Annotated in this window: 17 protein-coding genes; 11 read left to right on the top strand and 6 right to left on the bottom strand. The window is 71.0% G+C overall.

Going from position 1 to position 15,825, the window contains the following annotated elements:
* Positions 1-115 precede the first annotated feature (115 nt).
* From ACGFWJ_RS04245 to ACGFWJ_RS04275, 7 genes are read left to right on the top strand one after another with little or no spacing between them, the layout of a single operon-like run.
* Entirely contained in the window at positions 116-1,879 is a 1,764-nt protein-coding gene (locus tag ACGFWJ_RS04245; RefSeq protein ID WP_392945019.1) for a class I adenylate-forming enzyme family protein, read from the top strand.
* Positions 1,879-3,309 carry a KamA family radical SAM protein gene (locus tag ACGFWJ_RS04250; RefSeq protein WP_392945022.1) on the top strand — a complete coding sequence of 477 codons (1,431 nt, stop codon included), beginning with the start codon at positions 1,879-1,881 and terminating at the stop codon, positions 3,307-3,309. Before ACGFWJ_RS04245 ends, ACGFWJ_RS04250 begins: the two co-directional genes overlap by 1 nt.
* The gene (locus ACGFWJ_RS04255) at positions 3,306-4,304 is read left to right on the top strand and encodes a RimK family alpha-L-glutamate ligase (RefSeq protein WP_392945024.1); all 999 of its coding nucleotides are present in this window, start codon (positions 3,306-3,308) and stop codon (positions 4,302-4,304) included. The genes ACGFWJ_RS04250 and ACGFWJ_RS04255 overlap by 4 nt, the downstream gene beginning before the upstream one ends.
* Entirely contained in the window at positions 4,301-5,521 is a 1,221-nt protein-coding gene (locus tag ACGFWJ_RS04260; RefSeq protein ID WP_392945027.1) for a phenylacetate--CoA ligase family protein, read from the top strand. Before ACGFWJ_RS04255 ends, ACGFWJ_RS04260 begins: the two co-directional genes overlap by 4 nt.
* Entirely contained in the window at positions 5,518-6,801 is a 1,284-nt protein-coding gene (locus ACGFWJ_RS04265; RefSeq protein ID WP_392945030.1) for an MFS transporter, read from the top strand. The genes ACGFWJ_RS04260 and ACGFWJ_RS04265 overlap by 4 nt, the downstream gene beginning before the upstream one ends.
* Complete coding sequence (locus ACGFWJ_RS04270; protein ID WP_392945033.1) at positions 6,798-7,637, top strand: SDR family NAD(P)-dependent oxidoreductase; 840 nt, start codon at positions 6,798-6,800, stop codon at positions 7,635-7,637. Before ACGFWJ_RS04265 ends, ACGFWJ_RS04270 begins: the two co-directional genes overlap by 4 nt.
* Before the next feature lie 17 nt (positions 7,638-7,654).
* Positions 7,655-8,911 (top strand): phenylacetate--CoA ligase family protein, encoded by a 1,257-nt coding sequence (locus ACGFWJ_RS04275; protein ID WP_392945036.1) that lies wholly within the window; start codon positions 7,655-7,657, stop codon positions 8,909-8,911.
* Between the two features lie 60 nt (positions 8,912-8,971).
* On the opposite strand, the gene ACGFWJ_RS04280 is transcribed toward ACGFWJ_RS04275, so the two are convergent.
* From ACGFWJ_RS04280 to ACGFWJ_RS04290, 3 genes are all read right to left on the bottom strand, one after another.
* A complete protein-coding gene (locus ACGFWJ_RS04280) occupies positions 8,972-9,325 on the bottom strand; it encodes a hypothetical protein (protein WP_392945039.1) in 354 nt (117 codons plus the stop codon).
* Positions 9,322-9,795 carry a hypothetical protein gene (locus ACGFWJ_RS04285; protein ID WP_392945042.1) on the bottom strand — a complete coding sequence of 158 codons (474 nt, stop codon included), beginning with the start codon at positions 9,793-9,795 and terminating at the stop codon, positions 9,322-9,324. The genes ACGFWJ_RS04280 and ACGFWJ_RS04285 overlap by 4 nt, the downstream gene beginning before the upstream one ends.
* A 137-nt stretch (positions 9,796-9,932) precedes the next feature.
* Positions 9,933-10,454, bottom strand: a complete 522-nt coding sequence (locus ACGFWJ_RS04290) for a hypothetical protein (RefSeq protein ID WP_392945045.1) — start codon at positions 10,452-10,454, stop codon at positions 9,933-9,935.
* Between the two features lie 92 nt (positions 10,455-10,546).
* Between ACGFWJ_RS04290 and ACGFWJ_RS04295 the strand changes: the two genes are divergently transcribed.
* Together ACGFWJ_RS04295 and ACGFWJ_RS04300 are read left to right on the top strand one after the other, a co-directional pair.
* Positions 10,547-10,921: a hypothetical protein gene (locus ACGFWJ_RS04295; RefSeq protein WP_392945048.1), complete on the top strand. Its 375-nt coding sequence runs from the start codon at positions 10,547-10,549 to the stop codon at positions 10,919-10,921.
* A 34-nt stretch (positions 10,922-10,955) separates the two neighbouring features.
* Positions 10,956-11,324, top strand: a complete 369-nt coding sequence (locus tag ACGFWJ_RS04300; protein WP_392945050.1) for a DUF6193 family natural product biosynthesis protein — start codon at positions 10,956-10,958, stop codon at positions 11,322-11,324.
* Between the two features lie 249 nt (positions 11,325-11,573).
* Here ACGFWJ_RS04300 and ACGFWJ_RS04305 read toward each other — a convergent pair whose 3' ends face one another.
* Together ACGFWJ_RS04305 and ACGFWJ_RS04310 are read right to left on the bottom strand one after the other, a co-directional pair.
* The gene (locus ACGFWJ_RS04305; RefSeq protein WP_392945053.1) at positions 11,574-12,236 is read right to left on the bottom strand and encodes a response regulator; all 663 of its coding nucleotides are present in this window, start codon (positions 12,234-12,236) and stop codon (positions 11,574-11,576) included.
* Positions 12,233-13,432, bottom strand: coding sequence for a sensor histidine kinase (locus tag ACGFWJ_RS04310; protein ID WP_392945056.1), 1,200 nt, complete (start codon positions 13,430-13,432; stop codon positions 12,233-12,235). Before ACGFWJ_RS04310 ends, ACGFWJ_RS04305 begins: the two co-directional genes overlap by 4 nt.
* A 133-nt stretch (positions 13,433-13,565) precedes the next feature.
* Between ACGFWJ_RS04310 and ACGFWJ_RS04315 the strand changes: the two genes are divergently transcribed.
* Together ACGFWJ_RS04315 and ACGFWJ_RS04320 are read left to right on the top strand one after the other, a co-directional pair.
* Entirely contained in the window at positions 13,566-14,477 is a 912-nt protein-coding gene (locus ACGFWJ_RS04315) for an ABC transporter ATP-binding protein (RefSeq protein WP_392945059.1), read from the top strand.
* Positions 14,474-15,334 carry an ABC transporter permease gene (locus ACGFWJ_RS04320; RefSeq protein ID WP_392945061.1) on the top strand — a complete coding sequence of 287 codons (861 nt, stop codon included), beginning with the start codon at positions 14,474-14,476 and terminating at the stop codon, positions 15,332-15,334. The genes ACGFWJ_RS04315 and ACGFWJ_RS04320 overlap by 4 nt, the downstream gene beginning before the upstream one ends.
* Positions 15,335-15,369: 35 nt before the next feature.
* Here ACGFWJ_RS04320 and paaI read toward each other — a convergent pair whose 3' ends face one another.
* Entirely contained in the window at positions 15,370-15,780 is a 411-nt protein-coding gene (paaI, locus tag ACGFWJ_RS04325; RefSeq protein ID WP_392945064.1) for a hydroxyphenylacetyl-CoA thioesterase PaaI, read from the bottom strand.
* Positions 15,781-15,825: the final 45 nt, after the last annotated feature.

Below are 15,825 nucleotides of genomic sequence, written 5' to 3' on the forward strand. Positions count from 1 at the left end.
CTCGCGTCACCCAGTGATCAGTTGGACCCCTTTTCCCTGGCCCGGTGCGCGCTTCACGAGGGCGTGTCCGGGCATCGAGTCCTGCTTCGGAAGACCGGAGAGACCGGAGGCCGCCATGAGCGATCAGACATCCATCGCGCCGCTCGCCGTCAGAGAGCGCTTCATGTCCGACCCGACCCTGGGTGCGGGCAACTTCCTCGACCGGGCGGTCGAGGCGAATCCCAACCGTGCGGTTCCGTTCGCGTTCAGCCACCGGCTGGACCACCGGGGGCAGGTGGTGCTGCGCGGGCACAGCCTGCTCGATCTGGTGGCGCTGCGCGACCGGTACGCGGCCTGGTACCACGCGAACGGGGTGCGGCCGGGCGAGCCGGTGGGCGTGGTGATCGCCGAGGGCCTGGAGCCGCTGCTGCACTTCTTCGCGCTGACCGCGCTGGGCGCGGTGCCGGCGCTGGTGAACGACGCGATGCGACACGACGTGATGGTGCGCTACCTGAGCCACGTGGGCGTGGTGGGCGTGGTCGCGGACGACACCACCCGGCTGGCTTCGGCGTACCGGAAGGATCCGCAACTGCGGCCGCGCTTCCTGTCGTTGACGGCCGAGGTACAGGCGTTCGACGTGGCGGCGTCGTCGCTGCCGGAGGGGTACCCGTACCAGCACGCGGCCGAGGACGTGGTGGCGCTGATCCACTCCTCGGGGACGACGGGCACGCCGAAGTCGACGATCCTGGCGCACCGGCAGTTCTGGGAGGGCAAGCAGCCCCGGATGGTGCGCTTCCCGGCGGAGCCGTCCGACCGGCTGATGTCGCTGATGCCGCACACCCATGCGGGGGGCCTGAGTTACTTCCTGACGGCTACCCTGCTGGGTCTGCCGACGGTGGTGATGGCGGACTGGCGGCGGGTCACGGTGGAGCCGGTGATGGAGGCGTTCCGGCCGACCATGGTGGCCTCGTTCCCGCGCACCTTCGTGGAGTTGGCGACCGGCGAGCTGCCGGTGGAGGGCGCGTCCAAGGTGCACTCCTGGTTCAACACCGGCGACAGCGCGCACTTCGGGCACATCCGCCGCCTCGTTCAACTCGGCGAGCGCCCCGCGGGGTTGATCCGGCCGTGGCTGCTGCCGCAGGAACGGGCCGAGCAACCGGCGCTGCCCGGTTCGCAGTTCGTGGACGGGCTGGGCTCGTCCGAGATGGGCATGGCGCTGTTCGGGCAGGTCACCTCGCCGGAGACGGGCCGCGCCGACCGTTGCGTCGGCAAGCCGTCGGAGGTGGTGGAGCGGGCGGCGGTGCTGGACGAGGACGGTGTGGAGGTCCCGGACGGCACGGTGGGCCTGCTGGCCGTGATCGCGCCGTCGATCACGCCCGGGTACTGGAACAACGAGCGCCTGACGCAGTCGTTCCGGCGCGACGGGTACTGGCTGACCGGCGATGTGGCGTACCGGGACGGCGAGGGGCGGTTCTTCCACCTGGACCGGACGGTGGACGTGATCGACACCCTGGACGGGCCGGTGTACAGCCTGCCGCTGGAGGAGGTGCTGCTCGCCGACTGCGCCGAGTGGGTGCAGGACTGTTCGGTGGTGGGCGTGCCGCACCCGGACGGCGGGCAGCGGCCGATCGCCGTGGTGCGGCTGCAGGACGGGGCGAGCGCGGACGGGCTGCTGGAGGCGGCCAACGCCGAGCTGGCGAAGGCCGGGCTGGCGGAGCTGGCGGCACTCCAAGTGGCGTCCAACGCCCTGGACTTCCCGCTCGGCCCGACCGGCAAGGTGCTCAAGCGGGAGCTGCGCACCCGGCACGCCGGGCTCCTCCAGTTCGCCGAAGGTTCCTCGGCCCCCTCCTCGATCACCTCCTCGATCACCTCCTCGGCACCTTCCCCGGCGCGTTCCTGATGGACCGTCAGCTGGCCCAGCCGTACCAGTACGTGCGGCGGGAGTTGGTCGAACCGGACTGGCGGCGGCTGCCCGGCTGGCGGGAGGTGACGGCCGCGCAGTGGCGGGACGCGCAGTGGCAGCGGGCGCACTGCGTGCAGAACGAGCGGCAGCTGCGGGAGGTTTTCGGGTCTCTCCTCGAGGACCGGTTCTACCGTGAACTGGCCGCCGACCAGGCCGAGTTCGCGACCATGTCGGTGCTGCTGCCGCCGCACATGCTGAACACCATGGCGGCGGACGCGGCGCTGGAGCCCGGGGCGTTCACCGAGGCGTTCCTGACGGATCCGGTGCGGCGGTACATGCTGCCGGTGCGCTCCGACCGGCACCCGGAGTGGCCCAACCACCCGCTGGCGGCGCGGGATTCGCTGCACGAGGCGCAGATGTGGGCGGTGGAGGGCCTGACCCACCGCTACCCGACCAAGGTGCTGGCCGAGCTGCTGTCCACCTGCCCGCAGTACTGCGGGCACTGCACCCGGATGGACCTGGTCGGCCGCTCCACACCGCAGGTGGCCAAGGCGCGGCTGGTGCTGCGGCCGGCCGACCGCGAGGAGCAGATGCTCGACTACCTCAAGCGCACCCCGTCGGTGCGGGACGTGGTGGTGTCGGGCGGCGACCTGGCGAACGTGCCGTGGCCGCGGCTGGAGTCGTTCCTGCTGCGGCTGCTGGAGCTGGGCTCGGTGCGGGACATCCGGCTGGCCAGCAAGTCGGTGGTGGGCCTCCCGCAGCACTGGCTCCAGCCGAAGGTGCTGGCGGGCGTCGAGCGGGTGGCCCGGCTGGCCGCCCGCCGGTCGGTCAACCTGGCGGTGCACACCCACGCCAACCACGTCTCCTCGGTGACCCCGCTGGTCGCCGAGGCGGCGCGGGCGCTGCTCGACGCGGGCGTGCGGGACGTCCGCAACCAGGGCGTGCTGATGCGCGGCGTGAACGCCACCCCGGCGGCGCTGCTCGACCTGTGCTTCGCCCTCCAGGGAGAGGCGAACATCCTCCCCTACTACTTCTACCTGTGCGACGTGATCCCGAACGCCGAGCACTGGCGGCTGCCGCTGTCCGAGGCGCAGCGCCTGCAGGAGGCGATCCTCGGCTACCTGCCGGGGTACGCCACGCCGCGGCTCGTCGCGGACGTGCCGCACGTCGGCAAGCGCTGGGTGCACCAGGCGGTCGGCTACGACCGGGTGCGCGGCATCTCGTACTGGACCAAGAACTACCGCACCGCACTTGAGCTCCGCCCGCTCGAAGCACTCGGCGGGGACGGCTGGTTGAGCCGCCGGTATCCGTACGTGGATCCGGTGGACACCCTGCCGGCGGACGGCCGTGCCTGGTGGGCGGAGCAGGCAGCACGCGCCGATGGCGCACAACTTCCGGAACCAGTGGACCTCTTGGAGAACTCGTGAGCGAGGTGCCGGCGCCGCTGCGCCGAATGTGCTGGATCTTCCCGGACCGGGAGTCGACCCGGTCGGGGGCGATGTGGAAGCACTACTTCTGGGACATGTTCGCGGAGGTCGCCGCCGGAATGGGGATGGAGTGGTCCCGGCACGCCCCGGAGGCGGTGACGGTGGACGGCACCGATCCGGGCCGGCCCCGGGTGTACGTGGACGACCGACTGGTCACGCCCGAGGACACTCTGTTCATCACGGCGCTGTACTCGCTGCCGTACCAGTCGATGGACGTGTTCAACCAGCTCGCCCTGTGCACGGTGCTGGAGCAGGCGGGGTTCTACCTGCCGTTCCCGGCGCAGGTGTCGCTGCTGGGCAACGACAAGCTGGCGACCATGCTGTTCCTCGCGGATTCGCCGGTGCCGCCGATCCCGTCGGTGCGGATCGGCTCCGGCCGGGACGTCTCCAAGCACCAGTACGAGGTGGCGCTGGGCGAGTTGACGTTCCCGGCGATCGTGAAGCCGGCCGGCTGGTGCGGCGGCGGCGGGATCTGCCTGGCCCGCTCGCCGGAGGACGTGCGCGGCCTGGCCAGTCTCGCCCAGGGCGGTGACACCACGCTGGTCGCCCAGCCCTACCTGGGGGACGGCACGGTGGACTACCGGGTGTACGTGATCGACGGCAAGCCGTACGCGGTGCTGCGCCGCACCCCGGAGGACGGCTCGCCGGTGGCGAACGCGAGCCGTGGCGGCTCGATGGAGTTCTGCGAGATCCCGGCCGAACTCGCCGACGCCACCGCGTACTTCGCGAAGAAGCTGCCGATCCCGTTCTTCTGCGTGGACTTCCTGCACGACGGGGAGCGGTTCTGGTTCTCCGAGCTGGAGCCGGACGGGGTGATCGCCCCGGACTTCGACGACCCGGACCGCTCGGTCCAACGGGACGTCACCCGGGCCCGGTTCGCGGCCTACCGGGACGCGCACGCGGCGTTCCTCGCCCACGGGGGTGCCGGCCGATGAGCTTCTCGCTGACCGACGAGCAGGCCGCGGACGGCCTGGCCGTGGCCCGCCGAACTCTCGAACTGCTGCGTGGCGTCCCGGAGTTCGGCGAGCGGTACGCCCAGGCGCAGGAGCCCACCACGCTCGCGGAACTGGCGGCGCTGCCGCCGCTGGCCAAGGACGACCTGAACACGGCGCTCGCCCACCTGGAACCGTCCGCCGAGCAGGGCGCCACCTGGCTGTTCCAGAGCGGCGGTTCGACGGGCGCCCCGAAGGTCGGGTACGCGCCGACCGGGTTCTACATGGCGAAGGTGTTCGAGCACTGGCAGCCGCTGGACCGCGACGACATCTTCGTCAACGCCTGGGGCGCGGGCCGGATGTGGGGCGCGCACTTCCTCGCGGCGGGCCTGGCCGACCTGTCCGGCTGCCGGATCATCGCGCTGGGGTCGGTGACCCGCGAGGAGTACCCGGAGTGGCTGGGCTTCCTCGCCGACCGGAAGGTCACCGCGATCGGCGGCACCCCGAGCGTGCTGCGGCTGTGGTTCGCGCACGCCCGCGCCGCCGGGATCGAACTCCCGTCGCTGCGCAAGGTGTTGTGGCTGGGCGAGGCCTGGCAGCCGCAGCTCGAGGAAGACCTGGCGGTCGTCGCACCGAAGGCCCGGCGGCACGGCATGTTCGGCTCCACCGAGACCTGGGTGGTGGGCTCCAACACCCCGCAATGCCCGGCCGACACCTTCCACACCTTCCCGCACCAGCTGGTGCACGTCGGCGACGACGGCCTGCTCGACTTCACCTCCCTCGACCCGACGATGCTCAACCCGGTGCTGCGCTACCGCACCGGCGACGCGGGCGAGTTGACCAGTTGCCCGTGCGGCCGGCCGGGCCCCGCGATGCGGGTGCTGGGCCGCCGCGACAATGTCGTGCAGGTGCGCGGACTCGGCCTGCACATCGACGAGTTGCTCGCCCGGGTGGAACGCGAACCGGGCGTCGCCCGCGGCCAGGTGGTGATCACCGAACAGGGCGGGCGCGCCCAGCAGGTGGACGTCCTGCTGCTGACGGCGGCCGGCGCGGAGCCCGACACGGACGCGCTGCGGCGTGAACTGCTGTCCGCCACCTTCACGTTGAGCACCGCCTTCGTGCACGACCCGGAGCACGTCCGAGTCCGGGTGGTGGACGCGCTGGTCGGCAACGACCGCACCGGGAAGACCGCAAGCTTCGTGGTCCGGGAGGCCTCGTGAAACTGCACGCGCCCGAGCAACTCGGCCGGGCCTTCAACCTGTTCTGGTTCGGCAAGTCGATCTCGAACATCGGCGACCGGGTGACGGTGTTCGTCGTCCCCACCCTGATGATCTTCGTGCTGCACGCGTCCGCGTTCCAGGTCGGCATCGTCGCGATGGCCCAGTACCTGGGCATTCCACTGCTCGGCCCGGTGGCCGGCGTGCTGGTGGACCGCTGGGACAAGCGGATCACCCTGCTGGTCTGCGACCTGATCCGGCTGGTCGCCGTCGGCATCATCCCGCTCGCGTACTGGCTGGACTTCCTCTCCACGCCGCTGCTGTTCTGCTGCGTCGCCGCCGTCTCCGGCGCGACCATCTTCTTCAACGTCGGCTACCTGGTGGCGGTACCGGCCGTGGTCGAGCAGCAGCAACTGGTGCGCGCCTACTCGCGGTTGGAGGGCAGCGGCTCGGTCGCCGAAGTCGCCGGGCCGTCCATCGCCGCCGGACTGTACAGCGCGCTCGGCGCCGCCTCGCTGCTGGTGGACGCCGCCAGCTACCTGGTCTCCGCGGCCTGCTTCCGCTTCATGAAGCCGTGGGGCGACCGCACCGTCGCCCAGGGCTCGGTGTGGCGCCGGCTCACCCTCGGCTTCCGCCTCAACTGGCAGGACCCGGTGCTGCGCCGGGTGGTGCTGGCCGCCGTCACCCTCAACTCGGGCGGGCCGGTGTTCGTCACCGTGCTGCCGGTGTTCGCCTACCGCGGCCTGCACGTCACCGTCGGCGTGTTCGGCGCCGCGATGTCCGCGGGCGCGGTCGGCGCGCTGCTCGGCGCGCTGGTCGCCCCGAAGATCAGCGGCCGCCTCGGCATCGGACGGACCATGGCCTGGGCACTGCTGCTGCACTGCCTGGTCGGCCTCGGCGTGCTCGCCGCACCTGCCCTGCCCGCCGGGCCGGTCATCGCCGTCACCATGGGCTGCTACGGCTTCTTCATGTCGTGCATCAACGTGTGCTCCGCGCCCGCCCGGCAGTCCCGGATGTCCGCGCAGCACCAGGGCGTCATGCACGCCGCGTTCCGCACCGCCACCTGGGGCGTCATCCCGCTCGCCGCACTGGCCGGCGGCTTCGCCGTCTCGCTGCTCACCGGCCCGCTCGGCATCCTCGACGCCACCCGCTGGACCATGGTCGGCGGCACCCTGCTCGCCGCCTGCTCCTTCCTGCCGGCGCTCGGCGTCCAGGCCCGGATGGACGCCGACCTGCCGAAGGCCGCCGACAGCGTCACCGAGCTTGCCGAGGCCGCCTCATGACGGCTCGTCAGATCTTGCTGATCACCGGCTGCTCGTCCGGCATCGGGCTGGCCACCGCGGCGGCCGCGAGCCGGGCCGGCTGGACGGTGATCGCCACCGTCCGTTCGCCCGACCGCGCGGACGCGCTGCGGGCCGCCGCGCCCGACGCCCTCGTCCGCCAACTCGACGTCACCGACGAGGAGTCCATCGCCGCGTGCTTCGCCGGCCTCGACCGGCTCGACGCGGTGGTCAACAACGCCGGGATCTCCAACTTCGACCCGACACTCGAGATGTCCACCTCCGCCGCGCTGCGCACCAACCTGGAGGTCAACTTCTTCGGCACGGTGGCCGTTTCGCGCGCCGCGATGCCGCTGCTGCGCGCCTCCGGCGGCCGGCTGCTCACCATCGGCAGCGTGCACGGCGTGGTCGGCCAGCCCTTCAACGAGGCCTACTGCGCGGCCAAGTTCGCCGTCGAGGGCTTCATGGAGGCACTCGCCCCCGTCGCCGCCGCGCACGGCGTGCAGGTCTCGATGGTGGTGCCCGGCTACGTCCCCGACACCCGGTTCGGCCACTTCCCCGACGTCAACCGCCGTACCGTACAAGCCGCTTCGGGCCCCTACGCGGACACCTTCGGCGCGTACGTCGACCGGCTCGGGAAGAGCTGGGCGAACGCCGGCCAGCCCGCCGCGGAGGTCGCCGACGCGGTGGTGCGGGCGCTGGCCGAGGACCGGCCGCCGTTCCGCATCCCCACCAACGCGTGGGCCGCCGACTACCTCTCCGCGAAACTCGCCGACCCCGACGGCCGGGCGATCCAGCGCCTCGCCCACGACTGGATCGGCCTCACCCCCACTTCCTAGCCTGAGGATCAACTCATATGCCTGCCAAGCCACTTCAGGCGCTCGTCGACCACGCCCGCCGCAACTCGCCGTTCTACGCCGAGCTCTACCGCGACGTACCCGCCGTCGTCACCTCCCTCACCGACCTGCCCGTCATCGACCAGATCGCCTTCTGGGCCGCCAACTCCTGGCCCGACAACCAGCTTTTGACCGGCCCGCTCACCGACGCCTGCGTCTACAAGTCCGGCGGCACCACCGGCGCGCCCAAGTTCTCCCCCTGGACCCGCGAGGAACACGTCGACTCCGTCACCGCGTTCGGCGCGGGCCTGGTCGACGCGGGGTTGAAGCCCGGCCAGAAGGTCGCCAACCTGTTCCGGGCCGGCGAGTTCTACAGCGGCTTCCTGTTCATCGAATACGCCCTGCAGCACGCGCCGATCGACAACGTCCGCCTGCCGATCGCCACCGCGCCCGACGAGTACGTCGCCGACGTCATCCACGGCTTCGGCGCGGACGTACTGGCCGGCGAACCGATGAAACTCTCCGCCGTCGCCGAGACCCTGCTCAAGCAGGACCGGCCCGCCCCGCAGGTCGAACTCATCCTGTTCGGCGGCGACATCCTCTTCAACGACCTTCGCCCGCTGCTCCGTTCGGCCTTCCCGAACGCCGCCCTCTCCTCCATCGGCTACGCCTCCGTGGACGCCGGCCTGGTCGCCGGACCCGTCCCCGCCGGGGACGACCTGCGCGTCCACGAAGCCTTCCCGAACCGCACCGTCGTCGAACTGATCGACGACGCCACCGGCGAACCCATCACCGAACCCGGCGTCCCCGGCCGCGTCGTCGTCACCAACCTGTTCCGCACCCTGGTCCCGATCCTGCGCTACCCCGCGGGCGACCGCGCCGAATGGACCGACGCCTCCTGCCGCCGGTTCCGCCTCCTCGGCCGCTCCACCGAGGGCGCCCGGGTCGGCATCGTCTCCATGCCCACCGAGCAGGTCCGCGACGTCCTGCTCGCCCACGACCCCGAGCACCACATCACCGGCATGCAACTCGTCCAACGCCGCTGGGACAACCGCGACGGCCTCATCATCCGCCTCGGCCACACCACCCCGCCCCCCGCCACCCTCACCGAAACCCTCCGCCGCGCCGTCCTCGACGCCCGCCCCACCTACGCCGACGAAACCGCCATCGGCGCCATCCACCCCCTCCAGATCGAATGGGTCCCCCGCGCCCAACTCACCACCAACCCCCGCACCGGCAAACTCCAACAGGTCATCGACGAACGCCCCGCCCACTGACGCGACCGGGCCCCGCCCTCACAGTTCGGAGGGCGGGGCCCGGACAAGTGTCAGCGCGGGTCACTCCGTGGCCTTGGGATGGCCCGTGCCCGCGTAGGTGATCCAGGCCGTGCGGTTGGCGTCGTCCAGCAGGTACCAGATGCGTCCGCCGCCAGTGACTTCGTACTGCCAGCGTTCCACTTCCCGGCCCTTGAAGATGCCGGTACCGAGCTGGCCCTTGAGGCGATGCTGACGGTCGGGATTGTCGCCGGCGCGGGGAGTGGCGCGGATCTTCTCGAACGCGCGGCGCAGGTTGCTCGCCGCCTGGCGGCTCAGGTGATCCCACCCGTCGGCGGCCTCGGCGTTCGCGAATCGAAGGTCGTACTCACAGCCGATCGGGGGCGGCGCAGCCCGGTCTCCGCGCTTCGGGCTCACTCCGTGGCCTCGGGCACCGGGACCGGCCCGAGGTCGCCGTCGGGCTCGCGGGTGAGGAGGGCGTGCAGGGCGGGGTCTGCGTAGACCTCGGCGCTGTGCCGCCACTGGGCGAGCAGGAGTGCGATCGGGGCCAGGTTGTCCAGGGCCACCGCGCCACTTGCCGTGTCCACCAGTTCGGCGATCAGGGTGTCGATGTCCTCTGCGGGCAGGAACGTGGTCCATGGCAGGGCTTCAGGCAGGGCCTGGCGGAGGGCATCGATGTTCTCCGTTCGCACCAGCCCCGCGAGCAGGCGCGAAGTGAAGTCCACGACCGAGGCGTCCCGTTCCATCTGCTCGACGCGCATCAGGGCGAGGTCCCCCGCATCGCGTCGCCGCAGTCGCAGCGCGCGGACTGCGTCCAGCCTGCGTGTGGTCGCGGCGGGATGGTGGAGCAGTTCGCTGAAGGGCACGTCCTCGTAGGCCGCAGTCATGACATCCACAGTAGCTCGGATGTTGGCCCGCCGGGCCCGCTCCGCACAGCAGGTCGTCGACGAATGTCCCCAGCACCGACCACGAGACCGGGCCCCGCCCTTGTCAGTTCGAGAGCGGGGCCCGGCCGTGGTGGGTGTCAGGCGTTGGGGCCGGTGAGGGTGAAGGCCGGGTCGGTCGGGGTGCCGGTGCGGGTGCCGGTCCAGGAGTGGAGGGTGTCCTGGGGGGTGATGGCCCAGAGGGAGGGGGCGTCGGTGGCGGTCAGGTCGCCGTCGGAGCCGATGCGGGGCCAGGCGGTGGCGGTGATTCCGGTGGCGATGGTGCTGGTGTTGGCGATACCGGTGGCGGCGGGGTAGCTGATGGTGATGCCGTCCTCGTCGGTGTTGGTGATGGTGGTAACGGTGAAGGTGTAGGCGGTGATCTCACCGGTGACGCGGTCGCGGGCCCACAGGCCCGGACGGCCCTGTCCGGCCCAGTCTCCGGGGCTGATCAGGTCGCGGTCCTTCCAGCCGGTCGCTGCGAGCCGCACCGGGTCGGCGAACCTGTAGTCGGACACCGAGGGGTAGTACCAGAGCGCGGCGTCACCGTCCTGGGTGGTCTCCGTGGTGACCAGCCCGGTGCGGTACTTGTGCGTGTTTGCCGGGCTGAGGTCGGTGGACATCGGGTCGCCGATCGCGGCGATCTGCCGAGTCGCCGGAGGTGGGCGGTCAGCGGGAGGTGGTCACCAGGCCGGCCTCGTAGGCGAGGATCCCCGTGCTGGTACACAACGCAGATGGCCCTTGCGGCATCCATCTCGCGCTCGGGTTCAGATTCGATAGCGCAAGTGGCGCAAATCTCGGGCAGTTCGCCAATTTGCAGCAGGCAGTTATGAACGATGCTCCAGAGTTCAAGGACATCTTCCCGAACCCAAACTATTGGAGCGACAGTGCAGGTCAAGCCGTGATCGACAGGGTCGTCGCGAGAGGCGGTAAGATATCGTTCAATCTTCAGGGGATGCAGGACGTCGAGGGAGTGCTGGCCGGAAGAGTAGCGCCTGGAAGGCCGACATCGTTTGAGCTTCAATACATCTGCGGCAATTCAGCAGCGAGAGCAGCAACCACGTTCTTCAACGGACCAGCGCCGTGCTAGCAATCAGAAAGGGCCGAGGGTGGAAGACAGAAGCGTGGATTCCGAGTGGGAGGGCCTCCTCAACGCATTCCGCCCACCCCACGGCACGAATGGCTGGTTCAGTCCGCTCTTTTGGCCGCTCCTGCAAGCCGCCTCGGAGATCCCGGTTCTTCGCCAGGTATTTCCCACCGTCTCCCTGAACACCCTTGTGGTGTTTCGTGATGGGTACGCTTGGAAGGCCCCGATCGATGAGCAGTGGCCGACCGTCGCGGTGGGATCGGAAGGCACATATGCCGTCCGATCGAAAGCGTGGTCCAGGGACGCCCAGGTTCTCCTGCTCACGGAAGACCCCAGGGAGGCCGCCGAATTCCTCGCGGAATTGATCGCAGGAATCATCGCCAATGATCAAGACCTGAACAGCTAGCAGCACCTGTTGGGCCGCCGCACTCTGCGGCGGCCCAACACCTTTATCACCGCGCGATTTGCAGCAGGGGCCGAAAGCGCCAGCGGCATCACATCGACGGCGGCCATTCCCTGCCGGGAATTCAGATCGACGCTGCCCTGGGCTTCCGTCCCGAGGCATACACGGTCCTCACCGGATGCTCGCCGAGGCGCACAGGAATCCGACGGCTGCCAAATACACACAGCGCCGCCCTTCTGACGGCCCAAGAGGTCAGCGGGATGCCGTCACCAGGCCCGCCTCGTAGGCGAGGATCACCAGGTGGACGCGGTCGCGGGCGTTCAGCTTGGAGAGCAGGCGGGTGACGTAGGTCTTGACCGTGGTGACGCTGAGGTAGAGGTGCTCGGCTATCTCGGTGTTGGAGAGGCCGCGGCCGATCAGGGTGAGGACTTCCTGTTCGCGTTCAGTGATGGCGGTCAGCGTGAGGGGTGGCGCTGAACTGCCGGGCGTGGGACGGGAGGTGAGGTCGGCGATCAGGCGGCGGGTGACGCGGGGGGCGAGCAGGGCCTCGCCGGCGGCGACCACGCGGATGGCGGCGAGGATCTCTTCCAGGCCCATGTCCTTGACCAGGAAGCCGGATGCGCCGGCGCGGAGCGCGCCGTAGACGTACTCGTCGTCGTCGAAGGTGGTGAGAACGAGGACGTGGGCCGAGGACGGGCCCGAGGTGATCAGGCGGGTGGCTTCGATGCCGTCCATGCCCGGCATCCGGATGTCCATGACGATCACGGAAGGGGCCAACTCCGCGGCCAGGCGCACTGCTTCGTCCCCGGTGCCGGCCTCGCCGACGATCTCCAGGTCGGGGGCGTCCTTGACCACCATGGAGAGGGCGGCGCGGACGAGCGGCTGATCGTCGACGAGCAGGATGCGGACGGTCATCGGGCACCCGCCGCGACGGGGAGGGTGGCGGCGACCCGGAAGCCGCCGGTCGGGCGGGGGCCGGCCGCGAATGTGCCGTGCAGCAGGGCGACGCGTTCCTGCATGCCGAGCAGGCCGAAGCCCGCGCCGGTGGGCTGGGTGGCGCGCAGGCCGCCGCTGTCGAGGACTTCCACGGACACCGAGTCCTCCTCGCAGGAGATGGTCACTTGGCAGGAGCGCGCGCCGGCGTGGCGGACCACGTTGGCCAGCGACTCCTGGACGACGCGGTAGGCGGAGAGGTCCACCTCGGGCGGCAGGGGGCGGCGTTCGCCGTGCCAGCGGAGGTCGACGGCGACGCCCGCGGCGGTGGTGGAGCGGGCGAGGCGGTCGAGGTCGGCGAGGCCGGGGGCGGGGGTGAGCGGGACACGGTCGGACGGGTCGTCCTCGGCGGCGCGCAGGGCCACCAGCATGCGGCGCAGGCCGGAGAGGGTTTCGCGGCTGGCGGTCTCGACCTGGCCGAGTGCGTCGCGTGCGGCCTCCGGCTGGGTGGTGAGGACGAGCCGGGCCGCGCCGGCCTGGAGGGCAACGATGCCGATGCTGTGCGCGACCATGTCGTGCAACTCGCGGGCGATCCGCAGCCGTTCACCGGCCACGGCCCGCGCGGCGGCGTTCTCGCTCAGCTCGGCGGCGTGCCGGCGGGACTCCCCGGCGGAGTTGCCGAGCAGGACGGCGACGGCGGCGGTCAGCAGGACGGCCAGCTCGGTGGAGGTGCCGATGATGAAGCCGGCGAACACCCGTCCGATCGGGTAGCCGAGCAGCACCAGGGCGGCCATCGCGGAGCCGAGCACCACCTTGCGGCGGGGCAGGGTCGCCGCGACGTACCAGAGCGCCACGTCGGGGCCGAGGACCAGCGGGACGTCCATCGTGCTGGAGTGCATCGCGAACGCGCCGAACACCGCGCCCGCCAGCAGCAGCCCGAGGGCGGTCAGCGGCATGCGGCGCAGCAGCACGCAGCCGGCCAGCGAGATCACGGTGCAGACGGCGAGCCAGACCTGGTTGCTGCCGGACAGCAGCAGGCCGCGGTAGAAGTTGTCCGGCGACTCGCCCGGCAGCCGGACCAGCACCACGAAGGAGTACGCGAGGCCCGCCGTCCAGGCGATCGTCGCCCAGCCGCCGGGTGTCACGCGTCTGAGCAGGGAGGGCGAGTTCACGGGCATGGGGTGATCGTAGCCAGCCGCCCGGCCGGCGGGCGTCGGACCGGGGACGTACAACCTGGGTAGACATCGGCCGCCGGAGGTGTCGGCGGCAGGCCGACGCGGGACGACGGCCCGTCACGGAACTGTGGTTGTCGTGATCGAAGTCAACGAACTCACCAAGCGCTACGGCCGCACGGTTGCCGTCGACGGTCTGACCTTCACCGTCCGCCCGGGTTGCGTCACCGGTTTCCTCGGCCCGAACGGGGCCGGCAAGAGCACCACGCTGCGCATGATCATCGGACTGAACGAGCCGACCAGTGGCACCGTCACCGTGCAGGGCCACCGCTTCCGCGACCACCCGCGCGGCCTGCGGCACGTCGGCGCGCTGCTGGACGCCTCCGACGTGCACGGCGGGCGCAGTGCGGCCGCCCATCTCGGGGTGCTGGCCCGGACGAACGCGATTCCGCTGCGGCGGGTGGACGAGGTGCTGGAGGAGGTCGGGCTCGCCGGGGTGGCGCGGCGGCGGATCGGCGGCTACTCGCTCGGCATGAAGCAGCGCCTGGGCATCGCGGCCGCGCTGCTCGGCGACCCGCCGGTGCTGCTGTTCGACGAGCCGCTGAACGGCCTCGACCCGGAGGGTGTGCGCTGGGTGCGCGGCCTGTTCCGGCGGCTGGCCACCGAGGGGCGCACGGTGTTCGTCTCCAGCCACCTGATGAGCGAAATGGAGCACACCGCCGACCACTTGGTGGTGGTCGGCCGCGGCCGGCTGATCGCCGACGAGCCGCTGTCCACGTTCGCCGCCCGCGGCCGGGGCAGCAGCGTCACCGTCCGCACCCCGGACGCGACCGCGCTGGCCGAGGTGCTGACGGCGGCCGGCGCGCAGGTGCGGCCCGACGGGGACGAGCGGCTGGTGGTGACCGGCCTGGACGCGGACACGGTCGGCGACCTCGCGCACCGGCACGGTCTGCGGCTGCGCGAACTGGCCACCAGCGCCGCCTCGTTGGAGACCGCGTTCATGGAACTCACCGCCGACAGCGTCGAATACCTCGCAGGAGACTCCCGATGACCGCGCTCACCTCCGTCGCCCCCACCGCACCGCTCGCGGTGGACGAACCGCGGGCCCGCTTCCGGGATTTGCTGTTGGGCGAGTGGTTCAAGCTGATCTCGCTGCGGTCGATCCGCTGGGGCCTGCTCCTCGGCCTGCTCGGGCTGGTGTTCCTGAACGTCAACGCGGCGATCGCCGACGTGAACGACTGGGACCATTTCTCTCCCGGGATGCGGGAGTTCTTCGTTCCCAGCGGATCGCTGGCGGCCTCCTTCACCAACAACGCGTGCATCGCCACCCTGCTGATCACGGGATGCCTGGGCGCGGTCGCGCTGGTCAGCGAGTACTCGACCGGCCAGATCCGCACCACCTTTGCGGCGGTGCCGGCCCGGCAGGCGCTGATCTCCGCGAAGATCGTCGTGCTGACGGTGGTGATGACGGCCTTCGGTGTGGTGGCGACCGCGGTGTCGTTCTGGGCCTCGCAGGCCGTGCTGTCGGGCAAGCACGCCGGCATCTCGCTCGCCGAACCGGGTATCTGGCGGGCGCTGTTGGCCTCCACCCTGCTGCCGCCGGTGTGCGCGCTGACCGGCCTCGGGCTGGCGGCCATCGTCCGGCACAGCGTGGCGACCGTCGTCACCACTGTCACGGTGCTGCTGCTGATCCCCAACTTCATGAGCGAGAACCACCATTGGTCGGCCTGCCTGTACCACGCGACGCCGTTCCGCGCCTGGCAGGTCCTGCACGACCTGGTCGGCACGCCCGTCAACCCGCACATTCCGTTCCCGGCCGATCCGGCCGGTGAGTGGTGGGTCTACGCCGCCTGGGCCGTGGGCGGCGCGCTGGCCGCCCTGTTCTTCGGCAGCCGTCGCGACGTCTGAACCCCGGAGTGCCTGCGTGCCGTGAGGCCCAACTGTCAGGCGCTGTGCGGAACTCCGGCGACCAGCGTGCTCTGGCCGCGGAACTCGGCGACCACCGTGCCACTGGCGCTCCGGACGGTGACGTCGTAGACGCCCTGCCGGCCGGACCTGGTGCGCTCCACGGCCTCGGCGATCAGCTCGTCGCCGATCTGCGCGGGGGCGAGGAAGGTGACCTGCGCACCCTGCGCGAGGGCGACCGGGCCGTAGCTGTTGCAGGCGTAGGAGAACGCGGCGTCGGCGAGCAGGAACACGTACCCGCCGTGCCCGATGCCGTGCGCGTTGGCCATCTCCGCGGTGACCTTCATCCGGGCCACCGCCCGGCCGCCGGTCACCTCGTCGAGCACGATGCCCGCGCCCTGGCAGGCCCGGTCGCGCTCGAACAGTGAGTCGATCCTGTTGCTTCCCATGCGGCTCCCCCCAGTGAGCTGCCCGCTGCTCGGGCGTCAGCATTA

Source organism: Kitasatospora sp. NPDC048407, assembly GCF_043200475.1.
GTDB lineage: Bacteria > Actinomycetota > Actinomycetes > Streptomycetales > Streptomycetaceae > Kitasatospora.

What these genes read in the sequence shown, in the direction of transcription:
- ACGFWJ_RS04245 (WP_392945019.1), top strand. Translation starts at nt 116, where the DNA reads ATGAGCGATCAGACATCCATCGCGCCGCTCGCCGTCAGAGAGCGCTTC.
- ACGFWJ_RS04250 (WP_392945022.1), top strand. Translation starts at nt 1,879, where the DNA reads ATGGACCGTCAGCTGGCCCAGCCGTACCAGTACGTGCGGCGGGAGTTG.
- ACGFWJ_RS04260 (WP_392945027.1), top strand. Translation starts at nt 4,301, where the DNA reads ATGAGCTTCTCGCTGACCGACGAGCAGGCCGCGGACGGCCTGGCCGTG.
- ACGFWJ_RS04270 (WP_392945033.1), top strand. Translation starts at nt 6,798, where the DNA reads ATGACGGCTCGTCAGATCTTGCTGATCACCGGCTGCTCGTCCGGCATC.
- ACGFWJ_RS04275 (WP_392945036.1), top strand. Translation starts at nt 7,655, where the DNA reads ATGCCTGCCAAGCCACTTCAGGCGCTCGTCGACCACGCCCGCCGCAAC.
- ACGFWJ_RS04285 (WP_392945042.1), bottom strand. Translation starts at nt 9,795, where the DNA reads ATGACTGCGGCCTACGAGGACGTGCCCTTCAGCGAACTGCTCCACCAT.
- ACGFWJ_RS04290 (WP_392945045.1), bottom strand. Translation starts at nt 10,454, where the DNA reads ATGTCCACCGACCTCAGCCCGGCAAACACGCACAAGTACCGCACCGGG.
- ACGFWJ_RS04305 (WP_392945053.1), bottom strand. Translation starts at nt 12,236, where the DNA reads ATGACCGTCCGCATCCTGCTCGTCGACGATCAGCCGCTCGTCCGCGCC.
- ACGFWJ_RS04310 (WP_392945056.1), bottom strand. Translation starts at nt 13,432, where the DNA reads ATGCCCGTGAACTCGCCCTCCCTGCTCAGACGCGTGACACCCGGCGGC.
- ACGFWJ_RS04320 (WP_392945061.1), top strand. Translation starts at nt 14,474, where the DNA reads ATGACCGCGCTCACCTCCGTCGCCCCCACCGCACCGCTCGCGGTGGAC.
- paaI (WP_392945064.1), bottom strand. Translation starts at nt 15,780, where the DNA reads ATGGGAAGCAACAGGATCGACTCACTGTTCGAGCGCGACCGGGCCTGC.